This window comes from Rhizobium sp. 22-785-1, from assembly GCF_053521965.1.
The window spans coordinates 88,058-103,765 of record NZ_JBNWDI010000008.1 but is presented as its reverse complement, the minus strand read 5'-3'; the positions used below and the strand labels follow the sequence as shown (position 1 = coordinate 103,765).

Genomic DNA, 15,708 nt, shown 5'->3' with positions numbered 1-15,708 from the left:
CGACGAAAAAGAGGGCGTCTCACCGAGAAATCCGCGTGGATAGAATGATCGACGAGAGGGTGCGCTCAACTCCGTCCAATGCCCCGATCTTGTCGATCAAACCGTCGAGTTCCGCAATGGAGGGGGCGGCAAGGACGGCAATAAGGTCGAAGCTGCCGCTGACGGAGTGCAGCGTCGTCACTTCCTTTATGGCAGACAGCGACATCGTCACCGCTGCCAACGCCTTCGGGGCGATGGTGATCAGCACATGGGCGCGCACAAGCCCGGACAGATAGTTTTCCGAGAGCCTGAGGCCATAGCCGGCGATTACCCCTTCTGCTTCCAACCGCTCAAGCCGCGCTTGTACCGTCGTTCGCGAAAGGCCGAGCTTGCGCGCCAATTCCGCTACTGGCATGCGGGCATTGCTTCCCAGCAAAGATAGAAGAGCGCGATCCTTGTCGGAGATGGTCATAATGCCTGTTTCCTTCGGCGTTATGTCTAAACTTACACATCTATCTGATCGAAATAAAGCTACGAATCAACCGCGAGCAACGGCATTCTGTTACCTCAATACATAATCTCAAGGGGACGGATCATGAAACACATCGTTGTAGTGGGCGCTGGCAATATCGGCTCTGCCATTTCCTGGATGCTGGCGGTGACAGGCGATTACCGCGTCACCGTTGCCGATCGTGCGGTCGAGCAGCTATCCAATGTTCCGACGCATGAGCGGATCGATACGGAAGTGGTGGACATTACCGATCGGCTGAGCCTTCAGGCTCTGTTGAAGGACAAGTTTGCCGTCCTGTCCGCAGCGCCCTTCCACCTGACCGCAGGTATTGCAGAAGCTGCGGTTGCGGTTGGTACGCATTATCTCGATCTTACCGAAGATGTCGAATCCACTCGCAAGGTGAAGAAACTCGCCGAGACATCGGAAGTGGCGCTCATCCCACAGTGCGGCTTGGCACCCGGCTTCATTTCTATTGTCGCTGCCGACTTGGCCGCTCGCTTCGACAAGCTGGACAGTGTGCGCATGCGCGTTGGCGCCCTGCCGCAATATCCGTCCAACGCCTTGAACTACAATCTTACCTGGAGCACGGACGGCCTGATCAACGAATATATCGAGCCTTGCGAAGCCATCGTCGAGGGTCGTCTTACAGCCGTTCCGGCTTTGGAAGAGCGAGAGGAATTCTCACTCGACGGCGTTACCTACGAGGCCTTCAACACATCCGGAGGTTTGGGAACGCTGGCTGCTACGCTGGAAGGCAAGGTGCGCACCATGAACTACCGAACCATCCGCTATCCTGGTCACGTGGCAATCATGAAGGCGCTTCTCAATGATCTCAACTTGCGCAACCGTCGCGACGTCTTGAAGGATCTGTTCGAAAACGCGCTCCCCGCCACGATGCAAGATGTGGTCATCGTGTTCGTCACCGTGTGCGGGACGCGCAACGGTCGCTTCATGCAGGAAACCTATGCCAACAAAGTCTATGCCAGCCCGATCTCCGGCCGCATGATGAGCGCAATCCAGATCACCACGGCAGCTGGTATCTGCACCGTTCTCGACCTCCTGGCCGATGGCAAATTGCCGCTTCGCGGCTTTGTCAGGCAGGAAGATGTGGCTCTGGATGCGTTTTTGAGCAACCGCTTCGGCCAGCATTACGTGCCTCGTGAAGGCTTGGCGAAAGTCGGCTGATACGGTTCTTCTCGCAACGAGCGTGTCGCAGTCTTCCAGCTTCGCTCACGTTTTAGACATGTAAGGCTGGCGTCATTTTTATGAATGTTACGCCAGCCCGCCGACTGTATTTGATACAACCGTCGTTGCTTAACGAAAAGCAAAAGCCGACCCGAGGGCCGGCTTTCAATTTCAGCGCGGTCAATTGCGAAGAAGATCAGCGGCCGGACTTACGGCGCTGTCCAAGCCCCATTTCCTTGGCCAGACGCGAGCGCGCTTCGGCATAGGCAGGTGCGACCATCGGGTAGTCCACCGGCAAATCCCACTTTTCGCGATATTCTTCCGGCGTGATGCTGTGGTGCGTCGTCAGGTGACGCTTGAGCGACTTGAAAGAACCACCACATTCCAGGCAGATGATCTGATCATCCTGAACCGACTTTCGAACAGAAACCGCCGGCTTCTGTTTTTCAACGCTCACCGATGCCGCCACCGGAGCGGATGTACCGCTCAGAGCGTTGTGTACATCGGAAATCAGGCTTGGAAGTTCCGCGACCGGAACAACGTGGTGGCTAACATAGGCGGCAACAATATCCGCAGTCAGTTCGACAAGCAGATTCTGGGCTCCGCCATATGTAGTTTCCGTCATTTCATTGTCTCCTGTTCATGTCTCGCATAGCGATGGGCAGAGCCACATGCGCCAGTATTGCAAAGTAAAAACCAACAAAACTGCACTGTGTGTATGACACGAAGCCAGCCCCAAGCTTCATGCAGAATAGGCGGGATTACTGATGCGACCAACGTGATCCGTGACTGTATCTCTGGCACTAACCCAACAAGACTTCCCGGTCTCATGTAGGGCGTAGAGAAACGCCAATAACGAATAGCAAATCAGCTTCAGAAACTTTGCGTATCGTTGGATATCACCAAACCAAAAAAAGTCCAGATATTATTTTGGAACAACTCAGACCATATTTCCGGAAATTCATATATAAAAAATAACGGGTAACAAAATATTTAGTAGCTAGAAATCCGCACAAGTTAACGGCGAAGTTGTTTTTTCACTTGGACTTCCGATCTGCTTCCAAGTCATCCGCGATTGAGTGAAAAGACAATTTATATCCAACCTGATGCGCCGATTTTGCAAGCAAATGTGCAGATATTGGGGCAGTAAGAACAACGAACAGAAAGCCTGCGAAGGCGCGCGCAAATACTTCAAGGTCTTGGGAATAAAGGCCAACTCCCAGAAGAAGGAGCCCTGAGCCGACCGTGCCTGCCTTGGATGCTGCATGCATTCTTGTGTAGAGATCGGGCAGACGGTTAAGGCCAATGGCTGCTGTCAGGGAAAACAGCGCCCCGACGATGAGCAGCACAGTTATGATCGTTGCAAGTACCCAAGTCATTTCTTCTTGCCTTTCTTCTTTGTTCCCCTGCTCTTTAATTTTGTACCCGCGACATTTTGCATGTTCCTCTCCGCAGGCAGGACATCTGGACCATCGAGAACCTGTCTTTTTCCACTCTTTTCTTCAGGCCGGCGTGACAGGATGAAGCGAGCAAAGGCCACCGTCGCCAAAAAACCGACGAGGCAAAGGGCAATTGCGATATCAATGTATAGGTTGAAGCCACTGCGCACCGCAATCACCGCGATAAAGCCAATGGCAATCCCAACCAGCATGTCGAGCGCCACGACCCGGTCCGGCAGCGTCGGGCCGACCACGACGCGATAGACCGTAAGCAGAAAAGCGATACAAAGAATAAGGAGCGCCACAAGCGAGGCGTAAGAGACGAGTATCTCCGGCGTCATCTGGCGAAAGCCTCCATGATCTTGCGCTCGAAGCCATCGGCGATGGACCGTTTCGTCGCCTCGACGTCGCGGCAATCCAGAGCATGGATGTAGAGCGTCTTGCGATCTTCCCCCACATCTACGGAAAGAGTTCCTGGGGTAAGCGTGATCAGATTGGCGAGAAGGGCGATTTCGAAATCACGCTCAACCGTCAGAGAATAAGCGAAGATGCCGGGCTTCAATTCCATCCTTGGCTTCACGACGAGTTTTGCGACAGTCCATGCGGAAAGCGCCAACTCCTTGATGAAAAGCAGGGCCAGCGAAACCGTGGCCAGAGGTCGGATGCCCGCTCTGTCACCTCTCTTGATCTGGTGGCGAATAAGCCCAAGCGACAAGGCCGCCACCACCGCCCCGAAGAGCAGGTTGGGAACTGTGTAGCTGCCGGAGATGGCAAGCCAAATCAGCACGAACACAAGGCCGGTGAAAAAGAGGCTCATCGAAGCGCTCCTTGCGGAAAGACCGAACGAATATAGGCGGAGGGATCGCCAAGCGTCTGGGCCGCGCTTTGGCTGATCTTCATAAGGGGCTCGGGAAAGAGACCCGCCACGACGATCAAAAGAGTGAGAGCCGCCACGGGCATCATCGATGGCGGTCTTCCGGACGCCGACGCCAACGGCGCCCTGGCTGGCCTCGACATTTCAGGTGCGGCTGGTTTCCAGAAGCATAGGAGAAACGCACGCCCAAGAGCGATTGTAAAGATAAAACCCGAAATGAGGATTGATGCAGCAAGCCACCATGCGCCGATATCGATCGCGGATTTGGTGAGCATGGCCTTCGGCCAGAAACCGGAAAAGGGTGGAAGGCCCGCGCCGGCAAAGAAAAGCACTAGAACCATGGCGGAGAACCATGGCGCCCCGGCATAGAGCCCCCTCAATCCAGACAGCGTCCATGCGCCGCCGAGACGCGCCGCGTGACCGATGGCAAGGTAGAGCGCCGTCATCAGCACGATGGAATTCAGCGCATAGAAAATTGCGCCGCTCAGCGCTGCCTGTGTGCCGATCGCCACACCCGCCATGATGGAACCGATGCCGGAAATGACGATGTAGCCAAGCATGCGGCGCAGGTCATTCTGTGCGAGCGCTCCCATGGCGCCGAGAATCATCGTCAACGCAGCGGAGACGGCTATCACAAAACTGAGTTCCTCGCGCTGCACCGGAAAGAGCATCACCATGACGCGCAACAGAGCGTAGACGCCAACCTTGGTGAGCAAGCCGCCGAATAGCGCGGAAACGACGATCTTGGGTGTGTGGTACGATGCGGGTAGCCAGAAATTCACTGGGAAAGCTGCCGCCTTCATCGCAAAGGCGAGCGTAAAGAGCGATGCAAGCGTCATGAGAGGCGCGGTCTGCCCAAGTGGCGTGGCTTTCCTTGCAATATCGGCCATGTTGAGTGTGCCGAAAATGGCATAGAGATAGCCGACCGTAATAAGGAAAAGCGTCGTTCCGAGAAGATTGAGCACGGCATATTTCAGTGCGCCGTCGATCTGCTCTCGCGTGGAGCCGAGTACGATGAGGCCGAAAGAGGAGATGAGCAGCACCTCGAACCAGACATAGAGGTTGAAGATGTCTCCGGTCAGAAACGCACCCGTGACGCCGGCCATCAGTAACATCAGGAACGGGTAGAAGCCGTAGCGTCTCTCCCGATCCTCACAATCGCGCGCCGCGTATATAGCACAGGCAAGTGCTGCAATGGCGCCAGCCAGTGCCAGCACGGTTCCGGTCAAATCCGCGGTGAAGGCTATTCCGAAAGGCGGAAGCCAGCGGCCCATTACCATTGTGAATGGCCCTTGCGACGCCACGCGCCAGAGCAGTGCCGCTTCCAGCGCCACAAGAATGCAAAGGCCCATTATCGTGATTGGAGCATGAAGCCTTGTCCGATGGCGGATCATCATCAGCACTGCGCCGAGACCGATACAGAGGGCGACCGGCATCACGATCACCCAGTCGGCAAGTCCAGTGGGTTGCATGACGAGAGCGGCAGATAGATCGACGGCGGCGGGACCGGATGCTGCGATAAGAAATTGCGTGATCATTAATAACCCACCGGCGGGAGCGGCTCGCCTTGCGGCTCAGCCGCACGCATTTCGTCCGTATCGTCGGTCTTCAACTCCTGAAACGCGCGCCAGACGAGTACCAGCAGAAAGCAGAAAAAGCAGAATGAAATGACGATCGCCGTCAAAATAAGAGCCTGCGGCAGGGGATTTGCCGTGTCCGGCGGCAGCGCGTCCATACCTGCTGGAATGATAGGTGGGACTTGGCGATGCAGGCGGCCGGCGGTAAAAAGCAACAAATTGACGGCGTTGCCGAGGATCGCTATGCCAAGCAGAAGCCGAACGCTGCGGCGAGACAGCATGAGATAGATCGCTGTCGAGAAAAATACGCCGACGAGGATGGAGAATATCGCTTCCATCAGTCACGATCCCTTTCTTCCAGCGCGAGCGCGATGGAGGTGAAGCCACCGACAACGACCAGGTAGACGCCTATGTCGAAGGAGATGACGGTGGCCAACGGCACTTCCACACCGAAGAGGCTGGGGTAAATCCACAAGCCCGTCATGAAGGGTACGTCGACGAAGATCGAGCTCATACCGGACAGCGTCGCCAGCAAAAGACCGAAGCCGGCAATCGACAAGGGGTGGAAAATTATGGCGCGCCGGACCGCGTGTACGCCATAGGCGATACCATAAATGGCGAGCGCTGAGACGGCAATCAGACCGCCAATGAAGCCACCGCCAGGTTCATTGTGACCGCGCAGCAGCACGAAGATCGAAAACAGTGTCATGACACTGGTTATGACGGGCGCAGCCGTCCTGAAGATCAGCGTATTCATGCCCTGCCCTTCCCTACACGATCATAATCGTCATCCGGATTGTTATCCGCAGGACGTAATTTCGAGCCTGTGCGGATGCGGATAAGCGACAGAATGGCCAGCGCCGTGATCATCACCACGGCAATTTCTCCCAATGTATCGGTCCCGCGGAAATCGACGATGATGACATTCACCACGTTGTTTCCATGGGCGATAACCTTGGAATAAGCATTGAAGAACGCGGTCAGGCTATTGTCGAAGGGCTGTTCGGTCGATTTCAGCAGCATCAAGGCAAATCCGATGCCGCAGGCAACCGCAATCGTTCCATCCATTAGCTTCTGACCAAACCCGCGGTGATCCGATGGCGATAGACGCAGGCGTGTCATGACCAGAGTGAGGATCACCACCGAGAGTGTCTCGACCATGAACTGCGTGAAGGACAGGTCCGGCGCACCGAATAGCAAAAAGAGCACCGCGACCGCGAAACCCTGAATTCCAAGCGCGACAATGGCGGTCAGTCGGCTGGACGCCATCAGCACGGCGACCAGGCCGATGACGGCGATCACCACGAAGGTCAGCTCCTGAATTTGAGCCTTGGCTGGCCAGATCGGCATGGCCGGCAACTCGTCGTATATAAAAAGCGGGATCAGAAGAGCAGCTGCGATCATGGCGCATGTCGCGGTAACGTAAAATTCGAGCCTGCCCGGCTGAAGAACTCGCGTGAGACTGGCGGAGACGCGCACGAGACCGGAGACGAAGGCATCGAACCCCTTGTCGGGTCCGGGACCGACGGCATCCAGCGTGCGGGTCATCAGATCACGCGCCTTGGCGAGCATCGTGAATATCATGACACCAAGGCCGATGGTGAACAGCGAAAGCGCTAGCGGTATACCGATATGCGGTATCAGCGACATTTCGACGGCCCGAGTATCGCCGGCAACTGCACTTGCCATGGGTGTGGAGACGGCCGCGTGAAATGTGTCTGAAAATACGGCAGCGACCAGACCGAAGAATGCCAGCACCGTGGGTCCGAGCCACAAAAGCACGGGTCCTTCATGTGCTGCTTTCGGCGTCTTCAGTGGCACGCCGACGAAAGGCTTGAGCCCCACCGCAAAAGCGATGGCCAGCATCAATGCGTTGCCGATGATTGCGACACCGGTAAAGAGAATTGCGCGCGGGTTTGCGTGGGCCAACGCATAATAAATCTCCTCTTTCGCCAGGAAACCGAAAAAGGGTGGCAACCCCGCCATGGAGAGTGCGGCGGCGAAAGCTGCGGCAAAGATGATCGGCATCGCCTTTCTCAAGCCCGCGAGCTGGCGCACGTCGCGGGTTCCGGTCCCATGGTCGATGATCCCGGCCACCATGAAGAGGGAGCCCTTGAAGAGGGAATGAGCGATCAGATAGAGCACAGCCGCTTCGAGAGCATGCTCCGACCCGAAGCCGATCAGCATGACCAGGAGGCCAAGCGACGACACGGTCGTGTAGGCGAGCATAAGCTTGAGGTCGGTCTGGCGAATAGCCATCAATGCGCCGATCAGCATCGTTAAGCCGCCAAAAAATGGCAGCAGAATTTGCCACGCAGCAGTATCGCCCAGGACCGGGTTAAGGCGCATCAACAGGTAGATGCCTGCCTTTACCATGGTCGCCGAATGCAGATAGGCGGAGACAGGCGTCGGCGCTTCCATGGCGTTGGGCAGCCAGAAGTGGAAGGGAAACTGCGCGGATTTTGTGAATGCACCGCCGAGCACCAACACCAGCGCCGCGAAATAGAACGGGCTTTGGCGCAGCACATCGCCGCCATGCACAAGCAGCGAGAGCTGTGTCGTGCCGCTGATGTTCCAGATGAAGAGAAGCCCCGCCAGCAAGGCAAGACCGCCTCCGCCCGTCACTAGAAGCGCCTGGAGCGCGGCACGACGGGAGGCTTCGCGATGATGATCGAAGCCGATAAGCAGGAACGAGGTGATCGAGGTCAGTTCCCAATAGACGAACAGCATCATCAGGCTGTCGGATATCACGACGCCGAGCATGGCGCCCATGAAGAGAAAGAGAAAGGCAAGAAAGCGGCCCTGCTGCGGATGGCCTTCCATATAGCCGCCAGCATAAAGCACGATCAGGGCTCCGATACCGGCGATCAGCAGTGCGAAGGTAAGCGAGAGTCCATCAAGAAACCAGGAGAAGCTGAGATTGAAGCTCGGTACCCAGACATAGCCGCCGGTTACCACCTCGCCAGCAGCGACTTCCGGCAGAAACCGGAGGAAATGCGCGAAGACGAGAATTGGAACGAGGGCCAGTATCCAAGCCGCCTTGGATCCCAGCCTGGCCACGAGGACCGGAGCAAGCAGCGCTGCCAGAAATGGTGAAAAAAGCGCGATGAATGTCAGCGACGTGACATCGAATGCCATCCGGCCTCCTCTCAGAGCCGACCGCGGCTCTCAATGCTGATGCCTGAATTACGGGAAAGGTTAATATCTCTCAACCCTTTGGGCGGCAAAAAGCAGGGAAGACACGCCGATTTGACCCTCTTTCAATGAACGCGCATCGTTACTATATCTAAGCCAACAGAAAGGGGCCTCTGATGAGCGATCTCAAATCTCCCAAAATTACCAAAACCGATCAGCAATGGCGTGAACAACTCACGCCCGAGCAATACCGAATCTTGCGCGAACACGGCACAGAGCGCGCCTTTACCGGGCCATATTGGAACAGCACCGAAAAAGGTCTCTATCGCTGCGCCGCCTGCGACGAGCCGCTCTTCGTTTCCGATACGAAGTTCGATGCCGGATGCGGCTGGCCCAGTTATTTCGAACCCGTGAAGCCCGATGCCGTGACAGAGCATCGCGACATCAGCCACGGGATGGTGCGCACTGAAATTCGCTGCGCCAATTGCGGCGGTCATCTGGGGCACGTCTTTCCCGATGGCCCGCCACCGACAGGCCTGCGTTACTGCATCAACGGTCATTCCATGGTGTTCGAGCCGCAAGATTGACAGCGCGAAAAACGGGTTGGCGCGTCTGCGACAACTCGTAACAAAGGCAACAAACGAAAAGTTGCCATTGGTAGTCCACCCTTGATGCACAAGAGGGCGCCCAAGACCTCTGGTCTGACGGAAAAGCGCGGCCGCTGGACGGCGGTCGGCTCTTTAGAGGGCCTGGCTTGAGGTAAGCACCTGGCCCCCTCGCGTCACCTCGGCATAACATCCTCCGCCTCTCTTTTTAACCTTCTCTGCCTGCTCTGAACGAGTCCGGCCATGTGATGCGATCCATGAGAATGGAAAAACAATCTCTCGATTTTGAATAAATTATAGATAATATTGCATTTTTACCTCCGATTTAGCCTCTTGACTCTCCGTGGAGTCTGAATACCCTTATCATCATCGATAAATTATCTATAATTGAGAGAGCTTGATGCATAAAGTTGAGACTGCCTTTTTCAGCGCCAAAAACCGTAGCTTGCCGTTCCGGACGGTTGCCGTTGTCGCTGGTGTCGTCCTGATGACGCTTGCCGCAAAAACGCAGGTACCGTTCTGGCCGGTACCGATGACGCTACACACCATGGCAGTGATGGGTTTTGCGATCATCCTTGGACCACGAATGGCCGTTACGATCTTCGTCGCTTATCTGTCGGCGGGCGCTGTGGGCCTTCCAGTCTTCTCCGGCTCTCCCGAGCGCGGCATCGGAATTGCCTATATGATGGGACCGACGGGTGGTTACCTAGCCGGTTTCCTTGTTGCATCCTGGCTTACAGGCTGGCTGTCGCAGAGTGGAACCCTGCTGCGGAGAACCGTTGCCATGATGGCGGGCCTGGTCGTGATCTACGTCTTCGGCATGGCATGGCTGCTCGCCTTCCTGCCCGCAGAAAAAATCTTCTCTATCGGCGTTGCGCCATTCATTCTGGGCGATCTCGTCAAAATCGGAATTGTTGCTGCCGCGTCGCTTCTTCTGCCCAAAGTGAAGACGGTGGAGAATGCTGCCAATGACTGAAAAGCTGCTAGCCGACGTCAAGATACGGCATGACTGGAGCGTTGAGGACATCGCTGCGCTCTACCGGCTCCCACTTCTCGAACTGGTGGGGCGCGCCAATGCTGTCCATCGGCACTATCACGACCCAAACCATGTGCAGAAGGCCAGCCTTCTCTCGATCAAGACGGGCGGCTGCCCGGAAAATTGCGCTTATTGTCCGCAATCGGCCCATCATCGCGAGGTCGATCTGACACGCGACATGCTGATGGACCCTCGAAAGGTTCTGGACATGGCGACCACGGCGAAGGCGGCTGGCGCAGAGCGCTTCTGCATGGGAGCCGCTTGGCGACAGGTCCGCGACGGTAAGGAATTCGACGCTGTCATCGAGATGGTAGAGGGCGTGCGCGAACTCGGCATGGAGGCCTGCGTCACGCTCGGCATGCTGAAGCCGCATCAGGCCGAGCGATTGGCGAAGGCTGGTCTAACCGCCTATAACCATAATCTAGACACCAGCCCGGACTTTTACTCCCGCATCATCACCACGCGCACATATCAGGACCGGTTGGAAACATTGTCTACCGTGCGCGCCGCCGGCATCGAGCTTTGTTGCGGCGGAATCATCGGCATGGGAGAAGGCGTCAATGACCGGGCCGCGATGCTGCAGGTGCTGGCGGGCTTCGCGCCTCACCCGGAAAGCGTACCGATCAACGCACTCGTCCCCGTCGAAGGCACACCCCTTGCGAAACGTCCTCGAATCGATCCGCTGGAACTGGTGCGTATGGTGGCAACCGCGCGCCTCGTCATGCCGCAATCCACCGTGCGCTTGTCAGCCGGTCGCTCAAGCCTGACGCGGGAAGCGCAAATCCTCTGCCTTATGGCAGGCGCGAACTCCATCTTCTATGGCGATACACTGCTCACCACGCCCAATGCCGGCATCGGCGAGGATGCCGAATTGTTGACCGCCATCGGAGCTGTGGAAGAGACGGTTGAAACCGCACTGGCGTCGTGACGCAACGCGTGTCGACGGGGCAGCGTTTTCGCTGCCCTGCGCTTCAGATGGCCGCAAAAGCAAAACCCTCATCCGCCCAACCAGTCATGCCGCCGATCATGATCTTCACCTTGCGTCCCAACCGGGCAAGATTGAGCGCTGCCCTGTCCGCTCCATTGCAATGTGGACCAGCGCAGTAGACGACAAACAAGGTGTCTTTGGGCCATTCCTGCATCCGCTCTTCAGTCATATCCGCATGGCGAAGATGGATCGCTCCGGGGATGTGGCGCCTAGCGAAGACCTCGGCCGACCCCACGACATGAAGAAGCACGAAGTCCTGCTGGCCTTTCTCCATTGAAGCCCATACGTCCCAGCAATCGGTTTCCACTGCCAGTCGCATAGAAAAGTGGTCGATAACAACGTCTGCCGGGGCAGCAGAAATGTCAGTGACATAGCTCATGGTTCATCTCCTTTTTGTCGAGTGTCCCGAACTTAAAACGTCATTTGCTGGCTTGGCAGGTGGCAGGATTGCCATATAGCGTAAAGATCATGACAAACCCTGCAGAAATTGCGAAGCCTCCCAATCGGCTCGTCGTAGCCATTGCCTATGATGGACTTTGCACGTTTGAATTTGGTGTTGCGGTGGAGGTCTTCGGTCTGGCGCGTCCAGAAATGGGTGACGATTGGTATCGCTTTGCGGTGGCGGCGGTCGATGATGGGGAGATGCGCGCAACAGGCGGTGTGCGCTTCGTTGCCGACGGAGGCATCGAACTCATAGAACAGGCCGGAACGATCATCGTGCCTGGTTGGCGTGGACTTGACGCCGACGTGCCGGACGCGCTTCGCCTCGCCTTGCGAAAGGCGCATGAAAATGACGCCCGGCTTCTTTCCATCTGTTCGGGCGTCTTCGTTCTGGCGGCCAGCGGGGTTCTCGACGGCAGGCGTGCGACGACACATTGGCGCTATACACAAGCGTTGCAGGACCGCTATCCTGCGATCACGGTGCTGCCGGATGTGCTGTATGTCGATGAGGGCAATGTCCTGACCTCTGCCGGAAGTGCTGCTGGCATCGATCTTTGCCTGCACCTGATACGCCGTGATTTTGGAACCAGGGCGGCTAATATGGTGGCGCGCCGTCTCGTGGTTGCACCACACCGCGATGGAGGACAGGCGCAGTTCATCGAAAAGTCCGTCCCGGAGCCGCATGAGAAGGCACGGCTTGGGCCTCTGTTGGACATGATGCATGCCGATCTGTCGAGAGCCTACACAGTTGCAGACCTGGCTAGAATGGCTGGCATGAGCGCGCGCACGCTGCTACGCCGCTTCGAAGCGGCGACCGGAACGACGCCCGCCAAATGGCTTCTGTCGCAGCGACTGTCAAAGGCGAAAGACTTGCTGGAAAGCTCGGCATTGACGATCGACGCTGTGGCCGAAACATGCGGGCTGGGATCATCCGCCAATCTTCGTCACCACTTCCGCCAGCATTTTTCCACGACCCCAGCCGCCTATCGCGGTCGGTTCGGCTCTGAAAAGCTCAAGAAGGAACCCTGAGCTCCATTGTGGTCAAGTCCAGCCAGCGTCCGAATTTCTTGCCGACTTCCGAATATTGTCCCGCAATCCGAAAGCCGAGCTTTTCGTGCAGCCGGATGGATGCGACATTTTCGGATTCGATAGCGCCGATGAGCACATGGACGCCAGCTGCCTTGGCATGTTCGATGAGCGACAGCATCAGCAGCTTGCCAATCCCATGACCGCGGGCTTCCCTATGCACATAAACCGAATGCTCGCGCGTGTGCCGATAACCGTCGAAGGCACGCCAGTCACCGAATGAGGCATAGCCTGCGACCACGCCGTCCTTGATCGCGACAATCACCGGAAAGCCGCGCTCCTTGCGCAGCTTGAACCACTCCTTGCGGTTCTCGAGATCGACGAGGACCTCGTTCCAGATAGCAGTCGTGTTCTCCACGGCGTCATTATAGATGTCCATGATGCCGCCAAGATCTTCGACTTTGGCGTCGCGTATTTCAATGCTCATTTCCGATATCCATTCACGATGAATCTGTGCCGTGACCATAGGCACGGCTGCGGAGCCTGTGAAGCAGTTTCAGGGACGTTGAGGCATTAAAACGAGATCAATAGCCGACGCCGGGCGTGATGCTGAAGCTCGTCATCACGGCCGAGTAATGTACGGCTGCCGCAGTAACCACGAAGCCATGCCAGATGGCATTCTGGAACCGCAGGCGCTCCCAGACGTGAAAGATCACGCCCATTGAGTAGATCACGCCGCCAATCACGATCAGCCACATGGTGATAGGTGCGAGATGATTGGACAAAGGCTGCGCAACCATGACCCCACTCCAGCCCATGCCAAGATAAAGCAGAATAGCAAGCCGGTCATATCTACCTGGATAGAAGCATTTAAGAAAGATGCCGCCCAGCGCCGCCACCCAAATGCCCGCCAGCGTCAGAGCAATTAAAGGATCTTCAATTCCACGCTGAAGAAAGGGTGTGTAAGTGGCTGCAATCAAAATGAAGATGGCAGAGTGATCGAGTCGGCGCAGCAGCCATTTCGCTCTCGAATGTGGCCAGATATTGTATGTGAATGAAATGGAGAGGCAGAGAACGAGGCCAAGCGCGTAGATCCAGGCTGCCGCAATTGCGCTAAGACTGCCCCAGAGCGTTACATAAAAGATGAGCGCGGTTGCGCCTACAAGCGCGAAGGCAATGCCGATGCCATGCACGATGCCATCGGCCACAATTTCATGCAGATCGTACCGGCGGCCAAACGGCCAAATCTCGCTCATTTCATCTTCCCATCAGTCGTCATGTTATCATGTCGGCAATATGAGACAGGAACAAGACGAGCGATCGCCTTGAACTTCACTTTCCGTTCACGGCTGTTGCAAAAGAGGAGACATATCTAACGGTCGACCAACACCGAGCACTTGGCATGACGCACGACACGGTCTGCCGTAGCGCCGATGAAGTAGTTGGTGAAATCTGGCGTGTGCGAGGCGATGATGATGAGATCCGCGCCCGTCTCTTCCGCAACAGCCAATATTTCGCGAGCGGGCGCGCCGCTCCGAATTTCAGTGGAAGAGATTCGAGCCGATTTTTTCTTCAACAAGGCAAGCTGGCTCTTGGCGTCTCGTACGGCATTTTCGACGATGTCCATGGGCACGTCGATGGCTAGATAATTCGGCAGATCTTCCACCACGTTCATCAGCACGATCTGGCCGCCCTGGTCGAGAAGCGCTTCGGCTTTCCTGACCATGCGCTCTGCCTTGTCGGCGTTGCTGAGATCGACCGGCACCAGGATTTTAGCATACATAGGTTGCTCCCTTCGTTTGGAAGCAAATGCGCTGCTTCCTCACCGGAATGATAGCCCCTTACACCGCAGCCAGCCATAACGGACGTCAAGTCGGCAAGACTTACCGTCAACGATTATTAGACAGTTTATCGCCAATCGATGAGCTTTCGCGAACGATCTCTTCGCAGCATATTGACGGCAACGGGCTCGCAATATGAGCAAACGACAGGGAGATTTGCCAATGAACACAGAGAAGCAATTTGCCTTCACGCGCCCAGGCTATGTGGGCCAGGCGCATTTGGTTGTGAAGGACCTTGCGCAAGTGTCAGGGTTCTATAAAAAGATTATCGGCCTTTCGGTGATTGAGCAGAGCGCAAGCGGCGTCGTTCTAGGCGTCAATGGTCTGCCGCTCCTTACTCTCACAACCTCGAGAAACGCTGAAAAAGCTCCGGCCACCGCAGCGGGACTGTTTCACACCGCCTTTTTGCTCCCGAGCCGAAACGATCTTGCCCAGTGGCTTGCCCATGTAGCGCAAAACGGCGTCCCGCTCGAGGGCGCGTCGGATCATCTCGTCAGCGAGGCGATCTATCTTTCCGATCCTGAAGGAAACGGCATCGAGGTCTATCGCGATCGCCATCCAGACGAGTGGAACTATCAGGAAGCGGGCACGGTGCAGATGGCGACGAACAGGCTGGACCTCCAGGCGCTTTACGAAAGCGCGCCCAAAACTCAGTTCACACAGGCAATGGAGGGAACGGCCATCGGCCATATTCACCTTCAGGTCGGCGCACTGCCGCAGGCGGATGCTTTCTACCAGGACGTTCTGGGACTGAAGATCATGGCCCGTTATCCGGGCGCAAGTTTCTTCGGCTACGGCGCCTATCATCATCACGTCGCGGCCAATATATGGAATAGCAGAGGTGCTGAAGCGCGTAAGAGCAACATGACCGGCCTTTCAGGTTATTCCCTGAAATTCAACGAGCAAGCTACGCTGGATAAGGCCCTCTCCGCATTGGATCGCCTGGAAATCCCATCCGAACGCCAGGACGATGGGATTGCCGTGAAGGACCCGTGGGGTATCGGTTTGAAGCTCTCGGCCTGACTGAACAAGGCTGGATCTCATATCCTCTCTGGCATATTTTAGCGACAC

At 56.4% G+C, this 15,708-nt stretch carries 19 protein-coding genes; 6 read left to right on the top strand and 13 right to left on the bottom strand.

Translation table 11 applies throughout. From position 1 onward, the window contains the following. Positions 1 to 19: 19 nt before the first annotated feature. The gene (locus ACQZ5M_RS16560) at positions 20 to 451 is read right to left on the bottom strand and encodes an Lrp/AsnC family transcriptional regulator (RefSeq protein WP_296036992.1); all 432 of its coding nucleotides are present in this window, start codon (positions 449 to 451) and stop codon (positions 20 to 22) included. Positions 452 to 574: 123 nt separating this feature from the next. Between ACQZ5M_RS16560 and ACQZ5M_RS16555 the strand changes: the two genes are divergently transcribed. After that, the gene (locus tag ACQZ5M_RS16555; RefSeq protein ID WP_296036994.1) at positions 575 to 1,675 is read left to right on the top strand and encodes a saccharopine dehydrogenase family protein; all 1,101 of its coding nucleotides are present in this window, start codon (positions 575 to 577) and stop codon (positions 1,673 to 1,675) included. A gap of 196 nt (positions 1,676 to 1,871) precedes the next feature. Here ACQZ5M_RS16555 and ACQZ5M_RS16550 read toward each other — a convergent pair whose 3' ends face one another. The 8 genes from ACQZ5M_RS16550 to ACQZ5M_RS16515 form a co-directional block, all read right to left on the bottom strand. Then, the gene (locus ACQZ5M_RS16550; RefSeq protein WP_296015542.1) at positions 1,872 to 2,300 is read right to left on the bottom strand and encodes a Ros/MucR family transcriptional regulator; all 429 of its coding nucleotides are present in this window, start codon (positions 2,298 to 2,300) and stop codon (positions 1,872 to 1,874) included. A 412-nt stretch (positions 2,301 to 2,712) separates the two neighbouring features. After that, positions 2,713 to 3,054, bottom strand: a complete 342-nt coding sequence (gene mnhG, locus ACQZ5M_RS16545) for a monovalent cation/H(+) antiporter subunit G (protein WP_449080309.1) — start codon at positions 3,052 to 3,054, stop codon at positions 2,713 to 2,715. Next, the gene (locus ACQZ5M_RS16540) at positions 3,051 to 3,455 is read right to left on the bottom strand and encodes a cation:proton antiporter (RefSeq protein WP_449080308.1); all 405 of its coding nucleotides are present in this window, start codon (positions 3,453 to 3,455) and stop codon (positions 3,051 to 3,053) included. The genes mnhG and ACQZ5M_RS16540 overlap by 4 nt, the downstream gene beginning before the upstream one ends. Further along, positions 3,452 to 3,931 (bottom strand): Na+/H+ antiporter subunit E, encoded by a 480-nt coding sequence (locus tag ACQZ5M_RS16535; protein ID WP_296015546.1) that lies wholly within the window; start codon positions 3,929 to 3,931, stop codon positions 3,452 to 3,454. Before ACQZ5M_RS16535 ends, ACQZ5M_RS16540 begins: the two co-directional genes overlap by 4 nt. Further along, entirely contained in the window at positions 3,928 to 5,526 is a 1,599-nt protein-coding gene (locus ACQZ5M_RS16530) for a Na+/H+ antiporter subunit D (protein WP_449080307.1), read from the bottom strand. The genes ACQZ5M_RS16535 and ACQZ5M_RS16530 overlap by 4 nt, the downstream gene beginning before the upstream one ends. Continuing rightward, positions 5,526 to 5,903 (bottom strand): Na+/H+ antiporter subunit C, encoded by a 378-nt coding sequence (locus ACQZ5M_RS16525; RefSeq protein WP_296100838.1) that lies wholly within the window; start codon positions 5,901 to 5,903, stop codon positions 5,526 to 5,528. Before ACQZ5M_RS16525 ends, ACQZ5M_RS16530 begins: the two co-directional genes overlap by 1 nt. Then, a complete protein-coding gene (locus tag ACQZ5M_RS16520) occupies positions 5,903 to 6,322 on the bottom strand; it encodes a Na(+)/H(+) antiporter subunit B (protein WP_296037001.1) in 420 nt (139 codons plus the stop codon). The genes ACQZ5M_RS16525 and ACQZ5M_RS16520 overlap by 1 nt, the downstream gene beginning before the upstream one ends. Beyond that, entirely contained in the window at positions 6,319 to 8,703 is a 2,385-nt protein-coding gene (locus tag ACQZ5M_RS16515; protein ID WP_449080306.1) for a putative monovalent cation/H+ antiporter subunit A, read from the bottom strand. The genes ACQZ5M_RS16520 and ACQZ5M_RS16515 overlap by 4 nt, the downstream gene beginning before the upstream one ends. Positions 8,704 to 8,876: 173 nt before the next feature. On the opposite strand from ACQZ5M_RS16515, the gene msrB reads away from it, so the two are divergent. The 3 genes from msrB to bioB all read left to right on the top strand — a co-directional run bounded on the left by msrB (position 8,877) and on the right by bioB (position 11,269). Further along, entirely contained in the window at positions 8,877 to 9,287 is a 411-nt protein-coding gene (gene msrB, locus ACQZ5M_RS16510) for a peptide-methionine (R)-S-oxide reductase MsrB (protein WP_449080305.1), read from the top strand. A gap of 418 nt (positions 9,288 to 9,705) precedes the next feature. Beyond that, on the top strand, positions 9,706 to 10,281 hold the full coding sequence (locus ACQZ5M_RS16505) for a biotin transporter BioY (RefSeq protein ID WP_296077656.1): 576 nt from the start codon (positions 9,706 to 9,708) through the stop codon (positions 10,279 to 10,281). Continuing rightward, on the top strand, positions 10,265 to 11,269 hold the full coding sequence (gene bioB, locus ACQZ5M_RS16500) for a biotin synthase BioB (RefSeq protein ID WP_449080304.1): 1,005 nt from the start codon (positions 10,265 to 10,267) through the stop codon (positions 11,267 to 11,269). Before ACQZ5M_RS16505 ends, bioB begins: the two co-directional genes overlap by 17 nt. A gap of 43 nt (positions 11,270 to 11,312) precedes the next feature. Here bioB and ACQZ5M_RS16495 read toward each other — a convergent pair whose 3' ends face one another. Next, on the bottom strand, positions 11,313 to 11,708 hold the full coding sequence (locus ACQZ5M_RS16495; protein ID WP_296077659.1) for a rhodanese-like domain-containing protein: 396 nt from the start codon (positions 11,706 to 11,708) through the stop codon (positions 11,313 to 11,315). Positions 11,709 to 11,776: 68 nt separating this feature from the next. On the opposite strand from ACQZ5M_RS16495, the gene ftrA reads away from it, so the two are divergent. Next, positions 11,777 to 12,799: a transcriptional regulator FtrA gene (ftrA, locus tag ACQZ5M_RS16490; protein ID WP_296077661.1), complete on the top strand. Its 1,023-nt coding sequence runs from the start codon at positions 11,777 to 11,779 to the stop codon at positions 12,797 to 12,799. On the opposite strand, the gene ACQZ5M_RS16485 is transcribed toward ftrA, so the two are convergent. The 3 genes from ACQZ5M_RS16485 to ACQZ5M_RS16475 all read right to left on the bottom strand — a co-directional run bounded on the left by ACQZ5M_RS16485 (position 12,783) and on the right by ACQZ5M_RS16475 (position 14,579). Further along, entirely contained in the window at positions 12,783 to 13,283 is a 501-nt protein-coding gene (locus tag ACQZ5M_RS16485) for an N-acetyltransferase family protein (protein ID WP_449080303.1), read from the bottom strand. The two genes, ftrA and ACQZ5M_RS16485, sit on opposite strands and share 17 nt — an antisense overlap. Before the next feature lie 97 nt (positions 13,284 to 13,380). Next, positions 13,381 to 14,052, bottom strand: coding sequence for a PAQR family membrane homeostasis protein TrhA (gene trhA / locus ACQZ5M_RS16480; RefSeq protein ID WP_296015562.1), 672 nt, complete (start codon positions 14,050 to 14,052; stop codon positions 13,381 to 13,383). 116 nt (positions 14,053 to 14,168) lie between these two features. Continuing rightward, the gene (locus tag ACQZ5M_RS16475; protein ID WP_449080302.1) at positions 14,169 to 14,579 is read right to left on the bottom strand and encodes a universal stress protein; all 411 of its coding nucleotides are present in this window, start codon (positions 14,577 to 14,579) and stop codon (positions 14,169 to 14,171) included. A 220-nt stretch (positions 14,580 to 14,799) separates the two neighbouring features. On the opposite strand from ACQZ5M_RS16475, the gene ACQZ5M_RS16470 reads away from it, so the two are divergent. Beyond that, complete coding sequence (locus ACQZ5M_RS16470; RefSeq protein WP_449080301.1) at positions 14,800 to 15,660, top strand: VOC family protein; 861 nt, start codon at positions 14,800 to 14,802, stop codon at positions 15,658 to 15,660. Positions 15,661 to 15,708 lie beyond the last annotated feature (48 nt).

Coding starts and splice junctions, on each gene's coding strand:
- ACQZ5M_RS16505 (WP_296077656.1), top strand. CDS start 9,706: ATGCATAAAGTTGAGACTGCCTTTTTCAGCGCCAAAAACCGTAGCTTG.
- ACQZ5M_RS16535 (WP_296015546.1), bottom strand. CDS start 3,931: ATGAGCCTCTTTTTCACCGGCCTTGTGTTCGTGCTGATTTGGCTTGCC.
- ACQZ5M_RS16540 (WP_449080308.1), bottom strand. CDS start 3,455: ATGACGCCGGAGATACTCGTCTCTTACGCCTCGCTTGTGGCGCTCCTT.
- mnhG (WP_449080309.1), bottom strand. CDS start 3,054: ATGACTTGGGTACTTGCAACGATCATAACTGTGCTGCTCATCGTCGGG.
- ACQZ5M_RS16525 (WP_296100838.1), bottom strand. CDS start 5,903: ATGGAAGCGATATTCTCCATCCTCGTCGGCGTATTTTTCTCGACAGCG.
- trhA (WP_296015562.1), bottom strand. CDS start 14,052: ATGAGCGAGATTTGGCCGTTTGGCCGCCGGTACGATCTGCATGAAATT.
- msrB (WP_449080305.1), top strand. CDS start 8,877: ATGAGCGATCTCAAATCTCCCAAAATTACCAAAACCGATCAGCAATGG.
- ACQZ5M_RS16560 (WP_296036992.1), bottom strand. CDS start 451: ATGACCATCTCCGACAAGGATCGCGCTCTTCTATCTTTGCTGGGAAGC.
- ACQZ5M_RS16475 (WP_449080302.1), bottom strand. CDS start 14,579: ATGTATGCTAAAATCCTGGTGCCGGTCGATCTCAGCAACGCCGACAAG.
- ACQZ5M_RS16555 (WP_296036994.1), top strand. CDS start 575: ATGAAACACATCGTTGTAGTGGGCGCTGGCAATATCGGCTCTGCCATT.
- ACQZ5M_RS16530 (WP_449080307.1), bottom strand. CDS start 5,526: ATGATCACGCAATTTCTTATCGCAGCATCCGGTCCCGCCGCCGTCGAT.
- ACQZ5M_RS16520 (WP_296037001.1), bottom strand. CDS start 6,322: ATGAATACGCTGATCTTCAGGACGGCTGCGCCCGTCATAACCAGTGTC.
- ACQZ5M_RS16495 (WP_296077659.1), bottom strand. CDS start 11,708: ATGAGCTATGTCACTGACATTTCTGCTGCCCCGGCAGACGTTGTTATC.
- ACQZ5M_RS16550 (WP_296015542.1), bottom strand. CDS start 2,300: ATGACGGAAACTACATATGGCGGAGCCCAGAATCTGCTTGTCGAACTG.
- ACQZ5M_RS16485 (WP_449080303.1), bottom strand. CDS start 13,283: ATGAGCATTGAAATACGCGACGCCAAAGTCGAAGATCTTGGCGGCATC.
- ACQZ5M_RS16515 (WP_449080306.1), bottom strand. CDS start 8,703: ATGGCATTCGATGTCACGTCGCTGACATTCATCGCGCTTTTTTCACCA.
- bioB (WP_449080304.1), top strand. CDS start 10,265: ATGCTGCCAATGACTGAAAAGCTGCTAGCCGACGTCAAGATACGGCAT.
- ACQZ5M_RS16470 (WP_449080301.1), top strand. CDS start 14,800: ATGAACACAGAGAAGCAATTTGCCTTCACGCGCCCAGGCTATGTGGGC.